16 protein-coding genes and 1 tRNA gene are annotated in these 19,113 nt (G+C 57.7%); 9 read left to right on the plus strand and 8 right to left on the minus strand.

Translation table 11 applies throughout. The features are described 5' to 3' along the window. Positions 1–98 precede the first annotated feature (98 nt). Complete coding sequence (locus WA922_RS00540; protein ID WP_424769724.1) at positions 99–2,726, plus strand: TonB-dependent receptor; 2,628 nt, start codon at positions 99–101, stop codon at positions 2,724–2,726. Between the two features lie 89 nt (positions 2,727–2,815). After that, positions 2,816–4,786 carry a tetratricopeptide repeat-containing sulfotransferase family protein gene (locus WA922_RS00545; RefSeq protein ID WP_424769725.1) on the plus strand — a complete coding sequence of 657 codons (1,971 nt, stop codon included), beginning with the start codon at positions 2,816–2,818 and terminating at the stop codon, positions 4,784–4,786. Between the two features lie 43 nt (positions 4,787–4,829). On the opposite strand, the gene WA922_RS00550 is transcribed toward WA922_RS00545, so the two are convergent. The 4 genes from WA922_RS00550 to WA922_RS00565 all read right to left on the minus strand — a co-directional run bounded on the left by WA922_RS00550 (position 4,830) and on the right by WA922_RS00565 (position 8,783). Continuing rightward, positions 4,830–5,861 (minus strand): ABC transporter ATP-binding protein, encoded by a 1,032-nt coding sequence (locus WA922_RS00550; RefSeq protein WP_424769726.1) that lies wholly within the window; start codon positions 5,859–5,861, stop codon positions 4,830–4,832. After that, positions 5,858–7,480, minus strand: coding sequence for an ABC transporter permease (locus WA922_RS00555; RefSeq protein WP_424769727.1), 1,623 nt, complete (start codon positions 7,478–7,480; stop codon positions 5,858–5,860). The genes WA922_RS00550 and WA922_RS00555 overlap by 4 nt, the downstream gene beginning before the upstream one ends. Next, positions 7,471–8,496, minus strand: a complete 1,026-nt coding sequence (locus tag WA922_RS00560) for an extracellular solute-binding protein (RefSeq protein ID WP_424769728.1) — start codon at positions 8,494–8,496, stop codon at positions 7,471–7,473. Before WA922_RS00560 ends, WA922_RS00555 begins: the two co-directional genes overlap by 10 nt. A 197-nt stretch (positions 8,497–8,693) precedes the next feature. After that, positions 8,694–8,783 (minus strand) — tRNA-Ser (locus WA922_RS00565). 195 nt (positions 8,784–8,978) lie between these two features. Here WA922_RS00565 and hspQ point away from each other — a divergent pair. Then, the gene (gene hspQ / locus WA922_RS00570; RefSeq protein ID WP_424769729.1) at positions 8,979–9,359 is read left to right on the plus strand and encodes a heat shock protein HspQ; all 381 of its coding nucleotides are present in this window, start codon (positions 8,979–8,981) and stop codon (positions 9,357–9,359) included. A gap of 51 nt (positions 9,360–9,410) precedes the next feature. Here hspQ and WA922_RS00575 read toward each other — a convergent pair whose 3' ends face one another. Continuing rightward, positions 9,411–10,301, minus strand: a complete 891-nt coding sequence (locus tag WA922_RS00575) for an ABC transporter permease (RefSeq protein WP_424769730.1) — start codon at positions 10,299–10,301, stop codon at positions 9,411–9,413. A 94-nt stretch (positions 10,302–10,395) separates the two neighbouring features. On the opposite strand from WA922_RS00575, the gene WA922_RS00580 reads away from it, so the two are divergent. From WA922_RS00580 to WA922_RS00605, 6 genes are all read left to right on the plus strand, one after another. Then, positions 10,396–11,094 (plus strand): GcrA family cell cycle regulator, encoded by a 699-nt coding sequence (locus tag WA922_RS00580; RefSeq protein ID WP_424769731.1) that lies wholly within the window; start codon positions 10,396–10,398, stop codon positions 11,092–11,094. Between the two features lie 114 nt (positions 11,095–11,208). Continuing rightward, a complete protein-coding gene (gene modA, locus WA922_RS00585; RefSeq protein ID WP_424769732.1) occupies positions 11,209–11,964 on the plus strand; it encodes a molybdate ABC transporter substrate-binding protein in 756 nt (251 codons plus the stop codon). After that, a complete protein-coding gene (modB, locus tag WA922_RS00590; protein ID WP_424769869.1) occupies positions 11,964–12,662 on the plus strand; it encodes a molybdate ABC transporter permease subunit in 699 nt (232 codons plus the stop codon). Before modA ends, modB begins: the two co-directional genes overlap by 1 nt. After that, entirely contained in the window at positions 12,652–13,272 is a 621-nt protein-coding gene (locus WA922_RS00595; protein WP_424769733.1) for an ATP-binding cassette domain-containing protein, read from the plus strand. The genes modB and WA922_RS00595 overlap by 11 nt, the downstream gene beginning before the upstream one ends. A 22-nt stretch (positions 13,273–13,294) precedes the next feature. Further along, positions 13,295–13,819 carry a DUF1993 domain-containing protein gene (locus tag WA922_RS00600; RefSeq protein WP_424769734.1) on the plus strand — a complete coding sequence of 175 codons (525 nt, stop codon included), beginning with the start codon at positions 13,295–13,297 and terminating at the stop codon, positions 13,817–13,819. A gap of 100 nt (positions 13,820–13,919) precedes the next feature. Continuing rightward, complete coding sequence (locus WA922_RS00605) at positions 13,920–14,852, plus strand: DUF481 domain-containing protein (RefSeq protein ID WP_424769735.1); 933 nt, start codon at positions 13,920–13,922, stop codon at positions 14,850–14,852. Positions 14,853–14,862: 10 nt separating this feature from the next. On the opposite strand, the gene WA922_RS00610 is transcribed toward WA922_RS00605, so the two are convergent. The 3 genes from WA922_RS00610 to pnp all read right to left on the minus strand — a co-directional run bounded on the left by WA922_RS00610 (position 14,863) and on the right by pnp (position 19,060). Next, complete coding sequence (locus WA922_RS00610) at positions 14,863–15,558, minus strand: spermidine synthase (RefSeq protein WP_424769736.1); 696 nt, start codon at positions 15,556–15,558, stop codon at positions 14,863–14,865. A gap of 9 nt (positions 15,559–15,567) precedes the next feature. Then, positions 15,568–16,617 carry a succinylglutamate desuccinylase/aspartoacylase family protein gene (locus WA922_RS00615; protein WP_424769737.1) on the minus strand — a complete coding sequence of 350 codons (1,050 nt, stop codon included), beginning with the start codon at positions 16,615–16,617 and terminating at the stop codon, positions 15,568–15,570. Between the two features lie 121 nt (positions 16,618–16,738). Next, positions 16,739–19,060: a polyribonucleotide nucleotidyltransferase gene (gene pnp, locus WA922_RS00620; RefSeq protein ID WP_424769738.1), complete on the minus strand. Its 2,322-nt coding sequence runs from the start codon at positions 19,058–19,060 to the stop codon at positions 16,739–16,741. Positions 19,061–19,113: the final 53 nt, after the last annotated feature.

The following is a 19,113-nucleotide window of genomic DNA, read 5'->3' on the forward strand; positions in this document are numbered from 1 at the left end:
GTTTTTGAACAACAAGCATGATTTTTCGGAAATTCAGGCAATTCTGCCCAATGTCCTAGCAAACATCGCGCTTCAGAATTCAATAGGGAACAATCTCAATGATGAAATTACACTGTGGCGCGTCGCTCGTGGCGATCGCTACCCTTTCCGCAACGCCTGCATTCGCGCAGGATGCCTCTGCACCCGCAGCGCAAGAACGCGTTGGCGGCGTGACCGAAATTGTGGTTACGGCGACCAAGCAGAGCGAAAACCTGCAAGACGTTCCAATTTCCGTCAGCGCGATTGGCGAAGAGGCGCTGGACGAGCTCGCGATTGATACTTTCGGTGATTATCTGGAACAGCTTCCCAGCGTTACCGCAGGCGGAAGCGGTCCGGGCCAAAGTACCATTTACATCCGCGGCTTGGCATCGACCACGCCAAATCTCACCACCGCTGGCGTTGCCGGTCTTGCGCCCAATGTCGCGCTATATCTTGACGAACAACCGCTGGGTCAGCCGGGCCGTAACCTGGATGTGTACGCCGCCGATCTGGAGCGGATCGAAGTTTTGGCCGGCCCGCAAGGCACGCTGTTCGGTGCCAGCTCGCAGGCCGGTGTTGTTCGCTTGATTACCAACAAGCCAAGTCTGTCAGGCTTTGATGCATCGGGTAAAGCGGGCGTTGCCTTCACCAAAGGCGGCGAAGCAAGCTATAACGCAGAAGCGATGATCAACCTGCCCGTGACAGACAGTCTTGCGGTGCGCGGCGTGTTCTATCTGGACGATCAAGGCGGCTACATCGACAATGTTGCTGGCACGATTGATGCCAGCCAAAGCGGGCGCTTCCGTGAAGCGAGCGATGTGCGTTCGAATGGCGTGCCCGTGGGCACAATCCGTCAGGGGTTCCAGCCGGGCGGTCCCGCAGCCGGAACGACCTTTATTGCAGCGGACAATGCCGGTCTGGTTGAAGACAATTTCAACGACACCCAATATTCCGGTTTCCGCGTATCGGCACTGTATGAGTTTTCACCGGATTGGCGTGTAACTGTTACGCACGCTCGCCAGAGTGTGGAATCCGATGGCGTGTTTTTTGCCGATCCAGCCTTGGGGATTGACGATCTGAACGTGCAACGGTTTGAAGATGATCGTCTGCAAGACGATTTCTCCAACACCAGCTGGACTGTAGAGGGCCGTCTTGGCGCGCTCGATATTGTCTATACCGGCGCATATACAGACCGCGAAACACAGCAGCGCGTTGATTACACCGACTATCTGTTTGTCGGCCAATATCTGCCCTATTACATCTGCGACACGGCCGTGGTGTATCCCGGTTATGTGACCAATGCCCCGGCTGATCCGACCTGTTACGCGCCGAATACCTTTGTGGCATCAAACACCGACACGACTGTATTCACGCAGGAATTTCGGGTCAGCACCCCGCAAGACGCTCCATTTCGCGTCACCGCAGGTGCATTTTACAGCGATCTTGAACTCAAAGAGCTGAACGACTTTTCCTACCCAGCCAACACGCTGGTACGCGGTTCTGACGGCGTGACGACCGGCTTTCTGCCAAACTTCCCGCTGACGAATGTGAATGCGCCTCCGGGTGCGATCAATTCTGCAGCGGCCGGCTTTTTCACACGGGAGGGACCGTTTCCGGCGACCACCATCTTCCGTAACGACATTCGCCGGACTGACCAGCAATTCGGCCTGTTTGGTGAAGCAAGCGTTGATGTTGTCCCTGATCTGCTGACGCTGACAGCGGGGCTGCGCTATTACAATGTCGAAGTGGATCTGGAAGGCAGCGCGAACTCGTCCTTCTTCAACCTTCGTTCGCCGGTATTTGGCGCCAACACCGGCGTGCCATTGGCCCAGCGTATTGACCAGCAGCGCGGCGGCACTAATATCAGCGCGCAATTCGGCCCTAACAACACCGTTGGCGCGCCCGATGTGGCGAAAGCCGAAGGCGTGATTTTCAAAGGTACCGCTACGGTCACCCCAACAGATGATTTGCTGTTTTACGTCACATACTCTGAAGGTTTTCGTCCGGGCTTGCTGAACCGTCCCGGCGGTGCCGCCGGTGCCAATGGTTTCACCGTGCCATTTGAACTGGAAACCGATGAAGTCAAAAACTACGAATTCGGGTGGAAGATGGACCTTGTTGACGGGCAGGTTCGCCTGAACGGCAGTGCGTTCTATGTCGATATCAGCCGTCTTCAGACGACCATTTTCGATCCATCCATCACCAATCTGTTTTTCTCCGATAATGCAGCCAATGCCGAGATTTATGGTATCGAAGGTGAACTGACCATCGCGCCCTACAGCGTTCCTGGCCTTACCGTCACCGGCGCATTCTCGATTCTGGATACAGAGATTACCGACGTACTGACACCGACCGACGATGTGATCGCCGGTGAGCCGCTCGCCTATGCGCCCGGTTTTCAGGGCAATATGCGCGTGCGTTATGAATGGGATGTCAGCAGCACATTGCAGGCGCACATCATGCCGCAGATTGTCTATTCGGGTTCGAAATTCACTGACATCATCGAGATTAACAAGTTCAAATTGGATAGCTACACAACAGCCGCACTCAGTGCCGGTGTGAAAGCAAACAATTGGTCTTTCGAAATCTATGGTGAGAACCTGTTTGATACCCGCGCAGAGATTGCCGGCAATTTCATCAATGATGTCGAACGCATCACGACCAATCGTCCGTTGACAGTGGGTGCCCGGGTAAGCTTCAACTATTAGGCTTGCATCCCTAATTACGAAACGGCGGGTGAGGCATAGGCTTCATCCGCCGTTTTGATTTCATCCAGCTTTCTGCCAAAGGTACAGTCATGACGCTTGATATATCCGGCCGCGCAGAACAGCTGCATCAGGCACAAAAACGTCTCCAGTCGGGCGACTTTGCAGGCAGCCTTAGTGCAGCAGAAGCGATGCTCGCCAGTGCCGCCGATGATACTGATGTATTATACCTTGCCGCAGTCGCAGCGCGTTATGTCAAAGACTATCCCAAGGCTGAACAATATTTACAGCGGCTCCACACTGCCTCGCCTGAATATGGGCGGGCATGGCAGGAGGCGGGGCATCTCGCGCGGGCGAAGAATGATCAAGACAAGGCTCTCCAGGCGTTTCGCCGCGCCACCCGGTTTAACCCGGCGCTGGAGGCCAGTTGGCGCGCGCAGGCCGATCTGCTTGCAACGGGCGGATCCCAATCGGAAAGTGCTGCCGCCACCGCCCAAGCCGACCGCCTGAAAGACATGCCGCGCGAATTGCTCGCGGCCACCAATCATCTGCATGAAGGCCGATTGCTGCGGGCTGAAGAGTTCTGTCGCCATTTCCTGAGACAAAATCCAAAACATGTCGAAGGGATGCGGTTGCTCGCCCAAATCGGGATCAAATTGGGCATTCTGGACGATGCAGAATTTCTGCTCGACAGCGCGCGCAGTTTTGAACCGGACAATATTCAGGTTCGGCTCGATTATATTGACGCCCTGCGCCGCCGACAGAAATTTGCAGAGGCCAAACAGGAGGCGGAAGCACTTTACGCGCTCGATCCAGACAATCCGCTGTTTCAATCGCATCTTGCCATCGAATCGATGCAAACCGGTGAATATAACCGCGCCTTTGCCCTGTTTGACCAGATATTGGAGACGATACCGGGCGATCCGGCGACGCTGACATCGCGCGGACATGCTCTCAAAACAACCGGTAAAAGCGAACAGGCCGTGGCGTCATACCAAGCCGCATTCGCCCACAAGCCCGATCACGGCGATGCCTATTACGCGCTTGCCAATCTGAAAACTTACCGGTTCAGCGATGCTGAAATCAGCAATATGCGTGCGCAACTGGACCGCCCCGATCTGGCCTTTATGGACCGGGTTCATTTCTCTTTCGCATTGGGCAAAGCATACGAGGATGCCGGTGATTACCAGCAATCCTTCCGATATTACGATGAAGGCAATACGCTGAAACGGCGCCAGACCCGGTATGATGCCGATGCCATGCAGGGGGAGCTGGAGCGGCAGGCCGAGTGCTGCACCGCTGACCTGTTTGCAAGGCACGCTGGTGCAGGCCATCCCGCGCCCGATCCGATTTTCATTTTGGGCTTGCCGCGTGCAGGATCGACATTGCTGGAACAGATTCTCGCCTCTCACAGCGAGGTCGACGGGACGCTGGAACTGCCCAATATACTCGCGCTGGCACACCGCCTGCGCGGACGCAAAGCAGGTGAGGCGCTGTATCCCGCGATCCTGCATGACCTTACGGCGGATCAGCTGGCCAAAATGGGCGAGGATTTCATCGAGAACACCCGGATCCACCGCCAGGGTGCCCCGTTTTTCATCGATAAAATGCCCAATAATTTCCGCCATATCGGGCTGATCAAACTGATCCTGCCCAACGCCAAAATCATCGATGCGCGGCGCGATCCGATGGATTGCTGTTTCTCCGGCTATAAGCAGTTATTCGCAGAAGGGCAGGAGTTTACTTACGGGCTCGAGCAGGTTGGCCGCTATTATCGCGATTATGTGACGCTGATGGACCATTGGGACAGTGTGCTGCCCGGCGCGATCTTACGCGTAGAGCATGAGGATGTCCTTGATGATGTTGAGGGCCAGACACGCCGCATGCTCGACTATCTGGCGCTGCCATTCGAAGACGCTTGCGTCAATTTCCACCAGAGCAAACGTGCGGTGCGCACGGCCAGTTCTGAACAAGTACGCCGCCCGATTAACCGCGATGGGGTTGCCGCGTGGAAACCGTTCGAACCGTGGCTGGACCCTCTCAAAGACGCACTGGTGATGTAATCGCGATTGCCGGTCGCGATCGCCGGGGGCGGGGCCGCACGGCCTAGCCGGCAGGGATTATGTGACAGGAACCGGCTGCCACCTTCAATCGCACACGGTCGCCAAGAGCGGGCGCGGAAGTAATGGGTGCGCGAACATGCCAAGTGCTGGTTTGCGAAGCGATGGTGAGCGCGGCGCTGTGACCCAGAACATGCACCTCGCATACAGTAAATTCGGCTGAGTTATCGCCGATGAGGGCAATAGTTTCCGGCCGAACGAGAAGCACAGCATCGCCATCATCGCATGCCATAGCCTTAAAACTGCCTATCGGGGTTTTCATGATACCGTGCGCCACCTGTCCGCCCCATGCGTTCACATCACCCAATAGCCGCGCGGCCGCCTCTGAAACCGGCTTAAGATAGACTGTCTCGGGTGCGCCTGTTTGAATGATCTTCCCGTCAATCATCAGCGCCAGAGTATCGGCCATATACATCGCCTCTTGCGCATCATGCGTTACCATCACTGCCGCTGCCCCTTCGGCAGATATGGCCGCCAGCGCCGCATCGCGCACCTCCGCACGCAGCTCGCTGTCCAGGCCTGAAAATGCCTCATCAAGCAGGATAGCAGATGGTGCCGGTGCCAGAGCGCGCGCCAAGGCAACACGCTGCTGCTCCCCGCCGGATAGGGTATGCGGGAAATCCTTTGCACGGTGCCCCAGATGGACCAGCTCCAGCATCGCTGACGCACGGCTCCGCCGCGCTGTCCTGGCGCCTTCCCGCAATCCGAACATGACATTATCAACTACACTCAAATGCGGAAACAGCGAGAAGTCCTGGAACACCATTCCGATACCGCGTTGCTCTGGCCGAATGCGGATCGTGCCATCGGTTAACAGCGCGCTCGCGTTTCTTATGGTGCCGCTATCGCAATTATCCAGCCCGGCAATCGCCCGCAGCAAAGTCGATTTTCCGGCGCCGGAGGGGCCAAGAATGGCGGTGACTGTGCCCGGCTCTACGGTAAGGTCAACGGTATCCAACACCCGGCGCGAACCGCGCGTCTTGGTCAATCCGCAGATGCTGAGTGCAGCTTCGGTCATGCCGCGCTCTTGGCCGATAACCAGCTGACAAGCAGCATGATGGGGATACCCAAACCGATCAGCAATAATGCGGGCAAGGCCGCCTGTCCCAGCCTTTCGTCAGAGGCGAAATTATGCGCGCTGATGGCCAGAGTGTCAAAATCAAGCGGGCGCAAAATCATGGTGGCGGGCAGTTCCTTCATCACTTCGACGAACACTAATGCAGCCGCAGTCAACACGCCTGTCGATGCCAAGGGCAAGTGGATGCGGCGCAGAATTTCAAAGCGGCTCGCCCCCAGGGAGCGCGCGGCATCATCCATAGTCGGCGTGATGCGCAGCAGAGCGCTCTCGCACGGGCCAATCGCAGCCGCCGCAAAACGCGCCTGATAGGCAAATAATAGCGCAATAATACCGCCGCCGGCGATGCTGACACCAGTCCATTGCGGCACGCCGGCGATCATGGTTTGGATGCCGGAAAACACCGCAATTACACCGAGCGCCGCGACTGCACCGGGAACTGCATAACCGGCATGGGCAATGCGAACGGTCAACCCGGCAAAATTGCCGCCGCTTCTGACCGCATAGGCGGCAGCCATACCGAACACAGTGGCCAATAGCGCCGAAGAGGCTGCCAAAATGAACGTGCCGCCCAGCGCGGTCCACGGCGGCGCAAGGCGCGGCGCGTCAACCGCCAGAAACAGCAGATGCAATGCAGGTGCGATCAGACCGATCATCACGGGGAGCAGACACACCCCCAGCGCAGCGAGCGATGCCATGCCACTAAGCTGTGCCCGCGGCTGCGGCCGGTGCCGCCCGCCCGCCTGGGCCACGCTGCGTTTGCGCCGCATCCACCGTTCAAACCCGAAAAATGTCAGTGTCAGCACAACCAGGATCAGCGCCATGCGCGCTGCCGCCTCAGGATCACCGAAGGAAATCCACGCGCGAATAATGCCGACCGTGAATGTCGGCGCGCCCAAGAAATCGACCGTGCCATAATCGGCCAGTGTTTCCATCGCGACCAGCGCAATACCCGCCATAATCGCCGGACGCGCAACAGGCATCGCAACGCGCCAAAAGGCCGCCACTGGCCCCGCACCCAATATACGCGCCGCTTCGAAACTGTGCCCGCCCTCTGCGGCAAAAGCCTGCCGCGCGAGCAGAAAAACGTAGGGATAAAAACAAACCGAGAATATAAACGCCGCCCCGCTGACCCCGCTGACCGTCGGCAACCACCCACCTGTGGCAGAATGCAGTACGCCGCCGCTTACTGTCATTGAAAGCCACGCATAGGCGGCCACATAGCTGGGCATAGCGAGCGGGAGGGGAAGGAGAACCATAGCGGCCATCCGCCCGGTAAAATCAAATCGCGCCACGAGCCAGGCTGTCGGTATCGCAAATATGGTCGTTCCTGCCATCGCGGCCAATACCAGGATCAGCGAATGGATGGAATAGGTTCCCAGAACCGTATCGATCAGATGGCTGAAATGCCCGCCACCACCCGATAGCGCCATCGGCACCAGGGCAATAATTGGCAGGATACAGATCAGCGCGCCGATAATCCCGGCTGTCTTGGGGTCAAAGCTCCAGGCTGGCAGCCCTGCATGCCCGGAATTATGTGGCGCGATAGTGCTCAGGGCCATCCTGCTTTATCGAAAATCTGCTGTGCCCGGGCCTGGTTTTCGCCCAGTTTGCCAAGAGCAATGGGATCGATGGCCCGATTGGCGAGGCTGGGCAATGCCGGATTGTCATAGGCGGCGTCCGTCACCGGATATTCGCCCGTCAGTTCCGCGAAGAAGCGCTGCGCCTTTTCCTGCATTGCAAATTCGATGAAACGCTTGGCAAGTTCAGGGTTTGGTGCATTTTTGGCCACCCCGATGCCCGATACGTTCAGATGCACACCGGGTGCACTTTCGGGCCAGAACATCGCAATGCCCTCAAGTGCTTCGGGTTCCTCTTTCATCAGGCGAGAGACGTAATAATGATTGACCAGAGCCATATCGCACTCGCCCGCAATCACGGCGCGAATCTGGTCAGTATCACCGCCCAGAGGCGCACGGGCAAAATTGCCGGCCACGCCGGCCGCCCATTGCAACGCCTTGTCTTCACCCCAGCGGTCGATCAGGGCACCAAGCAGCGAGATATTATAGATATTGCCCGAAGACCGTGCGCACACGCGGCCCTTGAATGCCGGATCTGCCAGGGTTTCATATCCGCTGATGTCCTCGGCCGCCACTCTCTGTTCGGCGTAGACAATGATACGCGCGCGGCTCGCCAATCCATACCACAAGCCATCGGGATGGCGCAGAGAGGACGGCACAGCGGCATCCAAAATCGCCGAATTTACCGGCGCAAACAACCCCTCCTGCTCGGCGCGCCATAGTCGGCCTGCATCGACGGTGATGATCACATCGGCCGGGCTGTTCACCCCATCCGTCTTCAACCGCTCGACCAGCAAATCGCCGTCCGCCTCAATTGTCCGGACATTGACGCCGGTCTCTTCCTCGAACGCCTCGTAAAGCGCGTAATCGGAATCGTAATGGCGAGAGGAGAAGATGACGAGCGTCTCGTTTTCTCCTGCCAGCCCATCGCCTGTCTGCCCGCACGCAGCAAGCCCGGCCAATAGCGGCACCAAAACCAACAATGTCCAAACCCGCATACACATTTCCGATACGATTCAAATTCTCTGATGATGCGAATATTGCAAAACATTCGCATTAGCAACATCTATGGCATCTATGGCATCTATGGCGCTATTGGCATCTCGCCGCGGATTGTACTACTTTGCCCGAGCGTCTATGCCGTCATCAGCAAAGACCCGCTTAGGCAAGAAAGCCGCCAGATCGCGCATTGGAATGGCGGAGAGACAGGGATTCGAACCCTGGGTACGGTTGCCCGCACAGTAGTTTTCGAGACTACCCCGTTCGACCACTCCGGCATCTCTCCGCATGTGCAATATGCGGGCGGTGCCGCGTTCTTGCTGGTCTGTGGCCGCGCGGGTAGCGGATGGCTTTAAAGTTGCCAACCCCTGATATTACCCGGCACGGACAGGTGCCTGTGACATGCTGTACTGGGGTGACCGTCCACAAGACAGCAAACGCGCCTTGTTTCGCATGCGCAATATCCTATATTCAGTCTTCTATGGACCGTACCCAGTTCTTTTCCCAGCAAGCGGGCCGCACCATTGATGTGCCGCGCCATGCCAAAGCGCGCTTTGGCATTGGTGATGTCGTGCGTCACCGGCTGTTTGATTTTCGCGGGGTGGTTTTCGATATTGATCCGGTCTTTGCCAATAGCGAGGAATGGTATCAGTCCATCCCTGAGCACATCCGGCCAGAGCGCGAGCAACCCTATTACCACTTGCTCGCCGAGAATGACGAATCGTCCTATGTTGCCTATGTCAGTCAGCAAAACCTGCTATCTGATCCGGAAGGCGGGCCGGTGGAGCATCCGCAAGTTGCCGATCTGTTCGAGGATTTCGCCGAAGGCCGCTATCTGATGCGGGCCTCGCTCACCCATTAAATCGGGCCGGTCATGCCTGATCTGGTGTAACGCGCGCCAAATGGCGGCGTATCAGTCTTTCAATTTCCAGCCAGATTTGAGCAGCGCATAAGTTGCGGCGGTAAGAGCCAGATTGAAAAGACCCAGCCCGACCGCGCTGTAAATAACAGCGAGATTGGTGTCGCCAATATCGCTCTGCCCCAAAAAACCGAAGCGGAAGCCTGAAATAACGTAGAAAAAAGGATTAAGGCGGCTGATCGCCTGAAATATCGGGGCCAAATTATCAATCACGTAGAATGTGCCTGACAGCAGCGATAACGGCGCAACAATAAAATTGCTGATCGCGGCATTGTGATCAAATTTCTCTGCCCAGATGGACGTCAGCAGCCCGAGCAGTGCCAGCATCACTGCGCCCATCAGGCCAAACCAGACGATCGCCCACGGATGCGCTGCGGCAAGCGAGACGCCGGGCCACAGCGCCATAGCGAGCGCAACCGCGCCGCCCACCAGAATGGCGCGCGTCACCGCTGCGGCGACGATCCCGGCCATCAGTTCCCCCTCGGACAAGGGGGGCATCAGAAGATCGATGATTGTCCCCTGAATTTTGCCGGCCAGCAGCGAGAAGCTGGAATTCGCAAATGCATTCTGCATCATGCCCATCACAATCAGGCCCGGTGCAACAAATGTTGCAAACGGCACCCCCAGAACTTCCCGTCCCGAACGCCCCAAGGCAACGGTGAAAATTACCAGAAACAGCAATGTCGTAACCGCTGGTGCCCAAATGGTCTGGGTCTGCACCTTTAAAAAACGGCGAACCTCCTTAATATAGAGGCTCCACAGACCGATGCGGTTAATGCCGGCAATAATGGGCACGCCCCGCTGCGGAAATCGCTCCGTCTGGCGGGGATGTGTACCTGCATTGGACGCATCTGGTTTATGCTCGGTTCGGGCTTGATTGGCCATAGCCGCGCGACTAGGACCAATGGCAGAATCTGGCAAGCGCCACGTTACTTTCGGCCCACGCTATGCGGCCTGACATATTTATTGGATATTGTGAATGAGCTGGACTGAAGAACGCATCGGGGTTTTGAAGAAATTATGGGAAGGCGGCTCCACCGCCAGCCAGATTGCTGAAGAACTGGGCGGTGTCAGCCGTAATGCCGTGATCGGCAAAGCGCACCGGCTTGGGCTGAAATCACGTCCTTCGCCGGTAAAGGCGGGCGCCAAGAAAAAAGCCCCTGCGGCCAAAAAATCCTCAGCCCCCAAGCCCGCAGCGGTTAAGAAATCGAACGCGAAAATGCCGCCGCGAACAGCCGCGAACACACCCGCCCGCCCGGCAAGCAACGCGGTTGAGCAGGCAGCCCGCGCTGCCGGTGCCAATATTCCGATGCAGCCGATCCCGAATAAATCGCCGGCGTTGCCCAAGATTGTCTCCGTCGGGCCCGGTGGATTTTTGCGTCAGGGCCCCGGTGACCAGCAACCGCCAATTCCGCCAGCTCCGCCGCGCCGCCTGGTCCCGGCCAAGCCAAGCCCCGAAATCGCGGATAAAACCAGCCTGCTGGATTTGTCCGAGAAGGTCTGCCGCTGGCCTATGGGCCACCCCGGCGAACCCGATTTCCATTTCTGTGGCGGCGAGGTGAACCCCGGCTTTCCCTATTGTGTTGAACATTGCGGGCGCGCCTTCCAGGCACAATTGCCGCGCGGCCAGCGCCGCCCTCCGCCGCCATTACCCTTTGGCGGGCCCCGCGTACGCTAAGGGTGCAATATCACAAGCGGCTCGTCAGAAATGGCGGGCCGTTTTTTTACAGATATACATCCGGCGCCATAGTTCGCTTGAAAACCTTGCTCAGCTGGCCCAGTCGGGGGTGCCATGTTTCATTCGATAGTAACCCTGTTTCGTCTCACCGCCCTGCTCGCCGGCCTATTCTCTCTCACAGCGTGCATGGCATCGGAACCAAGAGGGCCGCTGGTTCTCGCCGCTTCCAGCTTGCAGCGACCGCTGGAAGACCTGGCAGAGCGGTGGCGCGCGCAGGGCCATCTTGCTCCGCAGTTTTCCTTCGCTTCGTCGGCGGCGCTTGCCCGCCAGATTGAAAGCGGATCGCCAGCCGATATTTTTATATCAGCGGATCAGGAATGGACCGATTATCTGGCTACGGCTGGCCGCATTTCTGACACAGCAATTTATCCCGTGGCAGGTAACACGCTGGTTATCGCCTCCGCCGCAGACGCCGCCGTGCCAACATTGCAAGAATTAAGCGCGCTGGAGCAAATCGTTACCGGTGACAGCCAAAGCGTTCCGCTTGGCCGATATGCCAGACAGGCGCTCACCAGTGCCGGTGTATGGAATACGGTCGAACCGAAAATTGTCGGAGCCTCCAGCGCGCGCGGCGCATTGGTGATCATGGCACGCGGCGAAGCCGATGCTGGCATTCTTTACGCCAGCGACGCGCAGGACGTGAAACAAATAGCGAGCGCGCCGATTGATCCGGCATTGTACAGCCCGATACGCTATATGGCGCTGCAATTACCCGCCAGCGCGCATCCTGACACGGCGGAGTTTCTGGCGTTCATCGCCTCGGCTGAAGGCGCGCAGGTTTTTGACCGCTACGGCTTCACCCGTCCGTGATAACACCGCTGAGCCCGGCGGAATGGGAGATTATCGGGCTATCCCTGCGTGTTACCGTCGTGGCTATCGCTCTGACACTTCCGGTCGCCTATTGCACCGCATGGCTACTTGCGCGCGGGCGCTTTCCCGGACGGTTCCTGCTCGACGCTGTGGTGCATCTGCCGCTGGTACTGCCACCTGTCGTGACAGGGTATGTCCTGCTTCTGCTGTTTGGCAGAAACGGACCGATTGGCGGATTGCTGGACCAGCTATTTGGCGTATCGCTGACATTTTCCTGGACGGGCGCTGCGCTTGCGGCAGCGATCATGGCATTGCCGCTGATGGTGCGCGCTATGCGGTTATCGATAGAGGCGGTGGACCGCAGGCTGATTGGCGCAGCGCGCAGTCTGGGCGCGCGGCCTTGGCGGGCATTCGTGACGATCACACTACCGCTGAGCTTGCCCGGCATCCTGGCAGGAGCTGTGCTGGGATTTGCCCGCAGCATCGGCGAATTTGGCGCGACGGTCACTTTTGTGGCTAATATCCCGGGCGAAACCCGCACTTTGCCGCTGGCAATCTATAACGCGCTGCAGATACCCGGTACCGATATTCAAATTGCCCGGCTGGCGGTGATTTCGGTACTGCTGTCACTTGGCGCATTATTACTGAGCGAGTGGCTGGTCCGCCGTTCTGCCGGAGAGAACGCCCATGTCGTTTGACCTGCACATCACCAAGCATATCGGCGAGCGCCGGATTGACTGTAGGATCCAGACCAGCCAGCAACTGATCGCTTTGATTGGCCCGTCCGGTGCTGGCAAAACCACACTGCTGAACTGTATCGCTGGCCTGATGGTACCCGATGCCGGACATATTGATATTGCTGGCCAAACGCTGTTCAATGCGGGGGATGGGACCAATCTCAGACCGGAAGTGCGTGGGTGCGGCTATGTCTTTCAGGACAGCAGATTGTTTCCGCATATGAGTGTTGAGCGCAATTTGCTGTACGGGATCAGGAATTCCGGTGCGTCTTCATCTTACACGCTGGAGGGCATTGCTGATTTGCTCGACATCGCCGACTTGCTGCAGCGCAGGCCCGCCAATCTTTCGGGCGGGGAACAGCGCCGCGTTGCAATTGGCCGCGCTGTGTTGTCCGGCCCCCATTTCCTGCTGCTGGACGAGCCGCTTAGCGCGCTGGATTCAGAGCGCGGGGACAAGGTTTTAAGCGTGATTGAACACCTGCGCGACGACACCGGCATGCCGATAGTGTATGTCAGCCATCGTGCCAATGAAGTACGCCGCCTGACGCAATCTGTATTCACTGTTACTTAAGCCGCACTTACTGGAGACTATCATGCCCCTGACATTGCACGCCGCCACTATCCCCGCCTGGCTTCAGGTGACTGGCGCCACGCGCGGTCTGGTGGATCGGGCAGAGAGCTGGTGCGCCGATAATGACCAGCCAGCTTCTGCATTGCTGGACGCGCGGCTGGCGGATGATATGTGGCCCTTTGCCCGCCAGGTGAAATGCGTATGGATGCACAGCGCGCATGCCCTTGCGGCCGTACAATCGGGAACCTTTGCGCCGGACCTGTCCGATCCACCGACAGATTTTGCCGGGCTGCGCACTCTGCTTGATACAGCGCGTGAAGCCATGCTCGCAATTGAACCTGACACTCTGGCTGACGCAGCTGATCATCCGCTCGATTTTGTGCTTGGCGGTAAAGTCCGGATGAGCTTTACCGCGCAGGATTTCCTGCTTGGTTTCAGCAATCCCAACTTCTATTTCCACGCAGCAACAGCCTTTGATATTCTGCGCATGACGGGGCTGGATATCGGCAAACGCGATTATCTGGGCACGCTGCCGGTCAAGCCATAGTCGCGGTCTGCCTCACATCATTTTACGCGCCCAAGGCTTGCCCGGGGCGATAATTGTCGTTCATGGCGGTGCCAATCTGGTAAACCGAAGGATAACAGGAATGCCCCCAACCCCCATAAACACGGCGCGTAACGCACTGATCGCGCTGGCCGCAATTTCGGCTGCGCCCGCTTTTGCCGAATTGCCGGCACCGGTAAAGGCGATGATCGACGCAGCCATCGAAACCGGTGATGCGGCAAAGGTCGCCACCGTCCTGGATTTGGCCAAGGCCACCAATCCCGGTGACGCCGCCGAGATTGACGGCATTGCTGCTGGCTTCAACGCCGAACAGGAGCGGATCGCAGCCGAAGACGCTGCCGCGAAAGAGGCTGCTATCCGCTCAGCCGGATTGCTGGACAATTGGTCGGGCCAGGGTCAAGTTGGCGCATTCCGTTCCACCGGCAACAGCAGCAATACTGGCCTGACGGCAGGACTTGAATTGATGCGGACGGGGATTGACTGGCGACATAAACTGACCGGGCTTGCGGATTTCCAAAGGACCAATGGCGTCACCACTCGCGAGCAATTCCTTGCTGCCTACGAAGCCAATTACCAGCTAAGCGACCGGCTGTTCGTCTATGGTCTGGCGCAATATGAACGTGACCGTTTTCAAGGCTTTTCGTCACGCATTGCCGCATCGGGCGGCTTCGGTTACCGGGTGATTGATACAGATACTATGGAATTATCGGTCAAAGCGGGACCAGCCTACCGGAAAACCAGCTTCATCCCATCAGGATCATCGAGCGATATAGCGGGACTGGCTGCGCTGGATTATGATTGGCAAGTCAGCGATACGATTAAAGTAACGCAGGATGCCAGCGCGTTCATTCAATCTGGCAACAGCACCTATCTATCGACAACGGGCCTCGAAGCTGGTCTGGGCAGCGGTCTGTCGGCGCGGGTGTCTTACGCTGTTGAACATGACACAGCGCCGCCAGCAGGCGCCGTAAAAACCGATACCCTGACACGCTTCACGCTCATATACGGTTTCTAGGTAAGCAGCGTTAAGATGAGGAGCGGGCAAACCAGATGGTGTGGCGCGGCCCCTTATTATTGGGCCGCGCCCGCACTTCGCGAACCTCGACCTCAAATCCATTCTTTTCAAGCCGGTTGGTGAACAGCGGGTCCTTTGCGGCTGACCAAATCGAGAGGATGCCGCCCGGCGTTATTGCCTCGCGCATCCGGCGTAGCATACGCGGCGCATAGAGTTTGTCGTTTTCCGCACGCACCAACCCATCGGGACCATTATCGACATCGAGCAAGATTGCGTCGAATTGCGCTCGCATTCCATCGGCAGCCTCACCGATGGGATCGGCAACATCAGTGATTTCTAGCGACAGGCGCGGATCGGCCAGGCAATCACCGGTGTGATGCGCCATCGGGCCTTTGGCCCATGCGATGATTTCCGGCACGAGCTCTGCCACCACGACTTTTGCGCCAGCCCCAAGCCGCGCCAAGGCCGCCCGGAGCGTGAAACCCATCCCATAACCACCGATCAGCATGTTTGGGCCATGATCAGTGGCGTGCGCAGCGAGCCGGTCAATTGTCAGCTCGGCCAATTGCTCTTCGGAAAACTGCATCCGGGTAGACATCAACTCGGTGCGCTCAAGCGTAATGATATGATCGCGCCCGTGGGAAATGAGCTGCAACTCTGCCCCTCCTGGGACTTGTGCGGTATCGATCAGTTTGCGTTCTAGCATCGACTACGCCTAGACGATCTCGTCCTCATCGAACAGGCCATCTGCAAAAACGGCATCCTCGATATCGCTCAGCTGGTCTTCCGCAGTGCCCGGCCGTTCCACTTCTGCGACATGGACCAGGGCATCGCCCTGATTGACTATCGGCAAATTGCTGCGCCCGATAATGATCCCCGAAATGGGCGATCCCACGGCAATATCCTGATCACCGAACGGGTTCGCCAAATGGCCGACCGCCTCGCCCTTCTCGACAAAAGCGCCGCTTGGTTTGACTGCCCGGAAAATGCCGCCTTCCGGAGCGCGGACCCATGTTGACCGGCGGCTGCGGACCGATGTCGCTCCGGCCTTGCGTGGTAATTTCATGCCCATGCCCAGATGATGCATGACCCGCAGGATACCTTGCACAGCCACACGAATGCTCAATTCGTCAAACCGCAATGCTTCGCCCGCTTCGAGCAACAATACGTCGCAACCATGATCGGCAGCGGTCTGGCGTAGCGACCCATCGCGCAATTTGGAGACGATGATGGCAGGCGCCCCGAATATGGGCGCGAGTTCCTCTGCCAAGGGCCGGTTCTCGCTGATGCGGATTTGCGGCAGGTTCTCGCGGTGCAAACCGGCGGTGTGGATATCGATACCAATGCTGCTGCGCGCGATAATTTCCGTCGTGAAGCAATGTGCCAGTTGCGATGCCAGAGAGCCTGCTGCGTTGCCGGGGAAGCATCGATTGAGATCCCGCCGGTCAGGCAGATAGCGTTGATGCGCGACAAACCCGTATGCATTCACGATCGGGATACACAGCAAGGTGCCCGCCATGCGTTTAGCGGATACGGATTTCAGCAAGCGCCGGACAACCTCGACTCCGATGATCTCGTCACCATGAACGCTGCCGCTGACGAACATCACCGGCCCCGGCATCTTGCCGTGGATCACACGCACGCGCATCGACACGTCCATATCGGTCGGCAGGCGGCTGACCGGTATATCAATCGTTTCGCTGGTGCCCGGCGCGATCAAATGACCGGCAATTTCGAAATGCGGAACAGATGCGGCTTTGGGCAAAGAACCAACCTTTGTAACAATATGAGCGGTGATGTGAACGCCGACGACGCAAAAGGGAACCCGCAAAAAGAAAAGGGGCCGCGATTGCGCGCAGCCCCTCTCTAACGGTCCTGAGTGATGATTAATCCTTCAGGAAGTCTGGAACGTGGCCGTCGCCGCCCGATGGCTGATCACTGCCACCGCTGCGCGGCCCGCGATCACCGCCCCGATCACCGCCCCGATCGCCTCCACGACCACGGCCGCCGCCGCCTTCACGCCCCCCGTCACGACCACCGCCGCGTGGACGACGATCACCGCCGCCGCGTGGCTTGTTTTCGCGTGGCGGACGCGTATCTTCCAGCTCTTCACCGGTTTCCTGGTCAACGACGCGCATCGACAGACGGACTTTGCCGCGCTGGTCGATCTCGAGCACCTTAACCTTGACGTCCTGACCTTCGGATACAACGTCGCTTGGTTTTTCAACGCGCTCGTTCTTCATTTCGGACACATGGACAAGACCATCCTTGCCGCCCATAAAGTTCACGAATGCACCGAAATCGACGATGTTGACGACTTTACCTTCGTAGATCTTGCCGACTTCGGCCTCCTCCACGATACCGGCAATCCACTTCTTCGCCGCTTCGATTTGCGAAGCATCGGAAGAAGATATCTTGATTGTGCCTTCATCATCGATATCGACCTTCGCGCCGGTTTCCGCAACGATTTCGCGAATAACCTTACCGCCAGTACCGATGATGTCGCGGATCTTCGATTTGTCGATCTGCATTGTCTCGATGCGCGGTGCGTGCTGGCTCACCTCGCCGCGGGCATTGCCCAGGGCTTTGGTCATTTCACCAAGGATGTGCGCACGGCCGCCTTTGGCCTGCTCCATCGCGGTTTCCATGATTTCCTTGGTGATACCGGCGACTTTAATGTCCATCTGGAGCGAGGTAATACCGCGCGCCGAACCGGCCACTTTAAAGTCCATGTCGCCAAGGTGATCTTCATCACCCAGAATATCCGACAGCACGGTGAATTCGTCACCTTCCAGGATCAGACCCATCGCGATACCCGAAACCGGATGCTCAATCGGGACGCCGGCATCCATCATCGACAGACAGCCGCCGCAAACCGTCGCCATCGAAGACGAGCCGTTGGATTCGGTGATGTCAGACAGGACACGGATTGTGTAAGGGAAGTCTTCTACCGTTGGCAGCACCGGGTGCAGCGCACGCCATGCAAGCTTGCCGTGGCCTGTTTCGCGGCGGCTGGTAAAGCCAAAGCGGCCCACTTCGCCGACCGAATAAGGCGGGAAGTTATAATGCAGCATGAAGTTGGAATAGCTCAAGCCTTCCAGACCGTCGATCATCTGTTCTGCATCCTTGGTGCCCAAAGTGACAGTACAGATCGCCTGCGTTTCACCGCGAGTGAACAATGCCGAACCGTGGGTACGGGGCAGCAGGCCAACCATTGCTTCGATCGGGCGTACTTCGTCGGTTTTACGTCCATCGATCCGCTGGCCATCCTTCAGGATAGCACCGCGAACGATTTCGGCTTCCAGCTTCTTGACCGCTTTACCGGCGGTCATCTGAGTCTGGCCATCTTCTTCGGCGTAAGCCTCCTTGGCTTTTGCACGCACCGCATTCAGCGCGTCGCTACGCTCTGATTTGTCGGTTAGCTTGTAAGCCGCTGCGATATCATCACCGATCATGCCGCGAAGCTTTTCTTTGATGCCAGCTGTGTCATCCGTGATGCTGACTTCCCACGGCTCTTTCGCAGCCTGTTCAGCCAGATCGATGATCGCGCCGATGACTTTGCGGCTTTCATCATGTGCAAACATGATCGCGCCAAGCATTTCTTCCTCAGTCAATTCCTTGGCTTCGGATTCAACCATCATCACTGCGTCATTGGTCGCAGCAACCACCAGATCGAGGCGGCCTTCTTCGCCCAGCGCATCAGAAATGCTCGGGTTCAAAACATATTCGCCGTCAGTTGAAAAACCGACACGCGCGGCCCCGATTGGGCCCATGAACGGCAAACCGGAAATGGTCAGAGCAGCCGAGGCTGCAACCATCGCCACGATATCCGGCTCTGTTTCACCATCATAGGACAGGACCTGAGCGATTACGTTGATTTCGTTGTAGAAGCCTTCCGGGAACAGCGGACGGACCGGACGGTCAATCAGGCGGCTGGTCAGTGTTTCTTTTTCGGTCGCCCGGCCTTCACGTTTGAAGAAACCGCCGGGAATACGGCCAGCAGCGGAGAATTTTTCTTGATAATGTACGGTCAGCGGGAAAAAATCCTGCCCTTCGCGCACGGATTTGGCAGCAGTTACGGCGCATAGCACCACGGTTTCGCCATAAGTGGCCAGAACTGCGCCGTCTGCTTGACGGGCAATTTGGCCAGTTTCGAGAGTGAGGGTTTTGCCGCCCCATTCAATCGATACGGTTTTTTTGTCGAACATGTATTTTCCTTATGATCCCGCGCCGCCATATTGCTGCGCGGGGCCTTCTTGTT

The sequence above is a fragment of the Pontixanthobacter sp. genome (assembly GCF_049682855.1).
GTDB lineage: Bacteria > Pseudomonadota > Alphaproteobacteria > Sphingomonadales > Sphingomonadaceae > Pontixanthobacter.

What these genes read in the sequence shown, in the direction of transcription:
- WA922_RS00540 (WP_424769724.1), top strand. Translation starts at nt 99, where the DNA reads ATGATGAAATTACACTGTGGCGCGTCGCTCGTGGCGATCGCTACCCTT.
- WA922_RS00545 (WP_424769725.1), top strand. Translation starts at nt 2,816, where the DNA reads ATGACGCTTGATATATCCGGCCGCGCAGAACAGCTGCATCAGGCACAA.
- WA922_RS00550 (WP_424769726.1), bottom strand. Translation starts at nt 5,861, where the DNA reads ATGACCGAAGCTGCACTCAGCATCTGCGGATTGACCAAGACGCGCGGT.
- WA922_RS00555 (WP_424769727.1), bottom strand. Translation starts at nt 7,480, where the DNA reads ATGGCCCTGAGCACTATCGCGCCACATAATTCCGGGCATGCAGGGCTG.
- WA922_RS00560 (WP_424769728.1), bottom strand. Translation starts at nt 8,496, where the DNA reads ATGCGGGTTTGGACATTGTTGGTTTTGGTGCCGCTATTGGCCGGGCTT.
- hspQ (WP_424769729.1), top strand. Translation starts at nt 8,979, where the DNA reads ATGGACCGTACCCAGTTCTTTTCCCAGCAAGCGGGCCGCACCATTGAT.
- WA922_RS00575 (WP_424769730.1), bottom strand. Translation starts at nt 10,301, where the DNA reads ATGGCCAATCAAGCCCGAACCGAGCATAAACCAGATGCGTCCAATGCA.
- WA922_RS00580 (WP_424769731.1), top strand. Translation starts at nt 10,396, where the DNA reads ATGAGCTGGACTGAAGAACGCATCGGGGTTTTGAAGAAATTATGGGAA.
- modA (WP_424769732.1), top strand. Translation starts at nt 11,209, where the DNA reads ATGTTTCATTCGATAGTAACCCTGTTTCGTCTCACCGCCCTGCTCGCC.
- WA922_RS00595 (WP_424769733.1), top strand. Translation starts at nt 12,652, where the DNA reads ATGTCGTTTGACCTGCACATCACCAAGCATATCGGCGAGCGCCGGATT.
- WA922_RS00600 (WP_424769734.1), top strand. Translation starts at nt 13,295, where the DNA reads ATGCCCCTGACATTGCACGCCGCCACTATCCCCGCCTGGCTTCAGGTG.
- WA922_RS00605 (WP_424769735.1), top strand. Translation starts at nt 13,920, where the DNA reads ATGCCCCCAACCCCCATAAACACGGCGCGTAACGCACTGATCGCGCTG.
- WA922_RS00610 (WP_424769736.1), bottom strand. Translation starts at nt 15,558, where the DNA reads ATGCTAGAACGCAAACTGATCGATACCGCACAAGTCCCAGGAGGGGCA.
- pnp (WP_424769738.1), bottom strand. Translation starts at nt 19,060, where the DNA reads ATGTTCGACAAAAAAACCGTATCGATTGAATGGGGCGGCAAAACCCTC.